Here is a 4,944-nt window from a genome sequence, read left to right as displayed (position 1 = left end):
CGCTACCAGACGCCGTCAGGGATTTCACGCAGGGTTGCCGAAAGGACACGATTCAGTTTGTATAAAATCACGGGAAGGTGAAGACCAACCGCCTCACTGGTCAGCCGACCGCAACTGGCAGGGCTCCACCTAACCCAAGAGCGATTCTGTCCAAACAACCAGAGGCGCCTCTGTTTACGGACTTGATCCAGAGCCTGGGGATTTCCCATTTTTGGTTGAATCAGGGTCTGCTAAAAGGATGCATATGCGATTCATACTCCTCCTTGCCTCTGCCGCTATTGCAGCATCCTCGCTGATCTCTGGCGTATCCTTTGCCTCGGAGGTAGGTCCCAAGCTGGAGCCGATGGTTGCTCCTACACTCGTACCCATTGGAAGCAGTCCTGCGGGTAACACTAACTATTCTGTAGCGTGGATGCTCGACACCGCAAATAGCAGAGTTATGTCCTGCTTTGCGAATAGAGCGGGTCCCGATTGCAAGCTGTTCGCTCTACCTAAGTCTAACTACATACCGATCGGAAGCAGTGCTGTAGGTAACACCAACTATTCTGCAGCGTGGATGCTCGACACCGCAAATGGCAGAGTCACGTCCTGCTTGGCGGATACGGCGGGTATCGATTGCAAGTCGATCGATCTTCCCAAGTAACGACGCTTGCACGTGTGCGGTGTCACGAAGAGGGAGGTGGCCCTGTTTGTTTAGACAGAACGTCCCCTTCGGACAGCGGAGTCCTGCCGTCTGCGGTCGATTGACCGGCCTCTCTCACTGCCCCCCGCCGAACACTTTCAACTTCACGAACGCCCCAGCGAGGAGCGCCATCACCAGCCCGGTGACCAGCATCCTCACAATCGTCAGCCATGCGGTCTTCTTCGCCTTGTTGAACGCATCGAGCAGACTGCGCAGTTCGCTGATGTCTCGTGCGGCTTCGGGCCCATCGAGTCCGACCTCTGACAGCGCATGCCGTGCTCCACGCTCCGCCGCTCGCTCCAGGATGGCTTCGAATTCTTCCTGCGGCAGCGTCACCATCTTGCGCCGCTCGACTTGTACTCATTGCATGGCCACGTCTCCCGAAATGAATGGCACCGCAGTTGTCTCGATCAGGTATCCGGCGTCACCCGAACGACGCTGGTGCTGTCAGCGACCAACACAGCCCGTTTCCCTTGCGCCACCACGACACCGCTTCCCGCCGCCGTCTTGAACGTCGTCGTGAACGCCCCGCTGTTGTTGCAGAACACCGTGCCCTGCCAGTTGTTCGGCACGATCACGTTCCGGTTGCCCGTCAGCGCACCGGTCGTCGTCAGGTACGCACAGCGTGCCTTGTCGGCATTGGCCGGCGCGGTCAGATCGACATCGGCCGCCGTCACCGCGACGCTGCCATTGCTCGCCAGGTACGCAGGCGCCACCCACGCCCGGTTGTCCGTGTAGCTGGTCACCGAGGCCGCTCCGGTGACCACCGTATAGAGCGGAATCGATCCCCCGGTGAAGCCCACGGTGTTCTTCGACACGACTCCCGTGCGCGTTGCCTCGATGTAATTGGTGGTCGACGCACTCAGTACCAGCGCTGCGGCGTTGTTGCTGATCGTCGTCAGCACGCCATCGACCATCATCACCCCACCGTAGTAGAACCAGTTGAGCCCCGAACACAGGCTCGCCCGCCGGCCGAACAGCGTCGCCGGACTGCCGGCGTCGAACAGCGCGTTCGCGGTCACTTCCTTGGACGACTGCGATTGCGCGATCAGGTCGAGATTCGTGGGGCTGCTGGCCATGGTCTACCTCGTGATGGATGTCGTGAGTGGGTATCCCCGGCCGACGGCGGCCGAGATCTGAATGAGCTCGAGATACAGCGTTGACTGGTTGGCGCCGAAGTCCGCCACCTGATCGGCACTGGGGTAGACGCAGGAAGGCGAACTCGCCGTGATCGTCCGCTTGACCACGGCAAAGCTGCCGTCGGCGTAAACGTCGATGGCGTATGCCTCCGTCGCTTCGCCCAGCGAAGCATCTACGAAGTCTCGCCACTCGCCCCCATCACGCGTGCGGCGAATCCACGAGAGCGCCCAAGCATTGCCGTTGTCCCGGTTTCCGGTCAGCGCGATCGGCGACAGCGGTTTCAAATTGACGCCGCGATAGGTGAACGCCCGGTTGCTGTCGGTGCCGAGGTCGCGATTGACCGTGATGCCGGGATAGAGGTACGAGAGACCGATGGACCCGGCGCTCATCGCAATCGCCGCCACGTCGGTGGTATCGAGCAGGACCAGCGAATCACCCGCCGCGTGCAGCCCGCTCGCCCACTCCGTTCCGAAGCGCCCACGCAGCAGGTCTCTTCCATCGGACGTCGAAAGCGAAGCGAGCACTCTGGCTATTTCGCGCAGAAATGGTATCGTCCAAGTTGTTTGGGTGTCCACGCGGCATGCTCCAATGTGGAAGAGCGGCTCCACAACAGAAATCGACTGCCGGAGAGATCGATCAATTCCGATGACCCATGAGGCTTCCTAAAAGGCGATCAGAGCGACATGGCTACGGCTAACCAAGTAAAGGCTCTAATCAGAAGCCACGCAGACGGCGACGACACGCGCTTCTATGCAATCGCGATCCAAGTTGCAGCTCAGGCGGCTCGGAGCGGCCATGGTAAGTTTGCCCAGGATCTACGCGCGCTCGTTGACCAAGTCAGAGCGCATGCCAAGGTAGCCGAGCCTGTTGTGCGCAACCTGAAGCCGGTCCCATTGGCTCAGCCGCGAGGGGAACTCGCGGGCCTGCTTACGGTTGGCTACCCAAAGACCCGCGTCGTCGACATGGCGCTTACCCATGCGCTGCACACCCGACTCGACCGTGTCATAACCGAGCAGCGCCAGCGTGATCGGCTTAGAGAGCACGGCTTCGCGCCGATGCGTAAGCTTTTGCTCGTCGGTCCGCCCGGTACCGGCAAGACAATGACCGCGGCCGCGCTCGCTGGCGAACTTGGTATACCCCTCTTCAGTATCCAGCTCGACGGGCTGATTACAATGTATCTGGGCGAGACTGCTGCGAAGCTACGGCTGGTGTTCGAGGCGATCCAGTCCACGCGCGGCGTGTACCTCTTCGACGAGTTCGACGCGCTCGGCGGCGAGCGGGGCAGCAAGAACGACGTTGGCGAGATCCGCCGCGTGCTCAATTCTTTTCTCCAGTTTCTCGAGCAGGACGAGTCCGACAGCCTCGTGCTCGGCGCGACGAACTACGTTGGCTTGCTCGACCGCGCCCTCTTCCGCCGCTTCGATGCCTTGCTTGAGTACGCTCTTCCCACCGCGGACGTTGCGGCTCGAGTGATGCGTGCGCGTCTCGGGCTTCTCGACACGTCCTCGCTTAACTGGAACGCTGCTACCAAGGCTGCCGATGGGCTCAGTCATGCCGAGATCACGATGGCCTGCGACCAAGCGGCGAAGAACGCGATCCTCGATCACTCCACCGCAGTTAGTGACTCGGAGCTGGCTCTCGCCCTCGCGGAACGAAGCAGCATCCACGCATAGTCCGTCCAGGAGACTGAAGCGTGGCCACTTCTCGGAACCGCAAGCACATCATCGTCCCGGGCAAACCCACGACGGAGCCGTACAAGCCGCACGGGCGGAAGATAGACATCCCGAAGCCACCGGCTCCACCGAGCCGAGCGACGCACGGAAAGGCGCTCAAGCAGGCGCTCGAGTCGGCCGTGGACGAGGCGCACCAGCGCCGCGCCGACGCCGGAATCCAGGTGCATGGTGCGGTGCCTGGGATCTACATCCAGTTCGAGAGCCAGCCCGGCGTCCCGCTGCAGCTCTCGTCATTTGAGGATGCGCGACAGGGGATCGAACTTGTAGCGGTCAGCCAGGCGCAGACCGAGGAAGCAGAGCCGCGGCGCATCGAGCGGGCGACGGTCTTCGTTCCCGAAGGCAAGGTGAAGCACTTCGTCACGCGCTTTGAGACCTACGCAAAGACGACCCCAAAGTCGAAAGGGGAGCGACGTCACGAGGATATGCTCGACCCGGTGGGTGCGTTGCGGCTCGCCACGTTACGCGGACTCTGGACGGACGCGACCGAGGTCTACCCGGCCGACCGGGAGACGATCTGGTGGGAGGTCTGGCTGCGCCGGCAAGACGGTAGCGAGCTTGCGCGACTCATGGAGTTCGCGGCCCTCAAGCAGTTCGACGTCGCAGCACGGCGTCTGCAGTTCGACGATCGCATCGTGACGCTGGTGTGCGCAACGGCCGAGCAGCTCTCGGCTTCCCTCGATGTGCTGAACGATCTTGCGGAAGTGCGTCGCGCCAAGGAGACCGCGACGGTCTTCTCGGACATGGAGCCCGAAGAGCAGAGCGACTGGGCCAAGGAATTGCGCGCGCGGACGACGACGGCTGTGGCCGCTGCGCCCGCAGTGTGCATACTCGACACCGGCGTGACCCGAGGCCATCCTCTGCTTGAGGCATCGCTCGCCGCATCCGACTGCCACACTTGCGAGCCCTCGTGGGGTGCCCACGATCACCATGGGCACGGCACGGAGATGGCCGGCCTCGCGCTCTATGGAGACCTGACGCCGGTGCTCGCTGGCTCAGCCCCCGTGAAACTCCGCCACGGGCTCGAGTCGGTGAAGATCCTGCCGCCGAATGGCCAGAACCCGCCCGAGTTGTACGGCGCCATCACGGCGGAAGCCACGAGCCGCGTTGAGATACAGGCGCCTGAGCGACAGCGCTGCTTCTCCATGGCCGTGACCGCCACGGACGAGCGCGATCGCGGCCAGCCCACGTCGTGGTCGGCTGCCGTCGATGCACTGGCCGCCGGGCGCGCTTTTGACGCGAGCAGCCAGGGGCTCATCTACCTCGACGATGGAAGCGACCCCGTCCAACGCCTCTTCATCGTGAGCGCTGGGAACGTCGATGAAGGTGCACTGCAGGTCGCGCATCTCGATCGTAGCGACACCGATGCGGTCCACGACCCGGCCCAAGCCT

At 62.5% G+C, this 4,944-nt stretch carries 5 protein-coding genes; 2 read left to right on the top strand and 3 right to left on the bottom strand.

Going from position 1 to position 4,944, the window contains the following annotated elements:
• Window positions 1-757: 757 nt before the first annotated feature.
• From RKP46_RS09505 to RKP46_RS09495, 3 genes are all read right to left on the bottom strand, one after another.
• The gene (locus RKP46_RS09505) at window positions 758-1,021 is read right to left on the bottom strand and encodes a DUF6127 family protein (protein ID WP_409194124.1); all 264 of its coding nucleotides are present in this window, start codon (window positions 1,019-1,021) and stop codon (window positions 758-760) included.
• A gap of 71 nt (window positions 1,022-1,092) precedes the next feature.
• Entirely contained in the window at window positions 1,093-1,761 is a 669-nt protein-coding gene (locus RKP46_RS09500) for a hypothetical protein (protein ID WP_311106424.1), read from the bottom strand.
• Between the two features lie 3 nt (window positions 1,762-1,764).
• Complete coding sequence (locus RKP46_RS09495; protein WP_311106423.1) at window positions 1,765-2,397, bottom strand: hypothetical protein; 633 nt, start codon at window positions 2,395-2,397, stop codon at window positions 1,765-1,767.
• 108 nt (window positions 2,398-2,505) lie between these two features.
• Here RKP46_RS09495 and RKP46_RS09490 point away from each other — a divergent pair, with 108 nt between their 5' ends.
• The gene (locus tag RKP46_RS09490) at window positions 2,506-3,495 is read left to right on the top strand and encodes an ATP-binding protein (protein WP_311106422.1); all 990 of its coding nucleotides are present in this window, start codon (window positions 2,506-2,508) and stop codon (window positions 3,493-3,495) included.
• 20 nt (window positions 3,496-3,515) lie between these two features.
• Window positions 3,516-4,944 (top strand): S8 family peptidase (locus RKP46_RS09485; RefSeq protein ID WP_311106421.1); only part of this gene is annotated, 1,429 nt, incomplete at its 3' end.

Origin of the sequence: Accumulibacter sp. (assembly GCF_031732815.1) — a bacterium.
In the GTDB taxonomy this organism is placed as follows: Bacteria; Pseudomonadota; Gammaproteobacteria; order Burkholderiales; family Rhodocyclaceae; genus Accumulibacter.
This window is presented reverse-complemented; position numbering and strand designations above follow the sequence as displayed.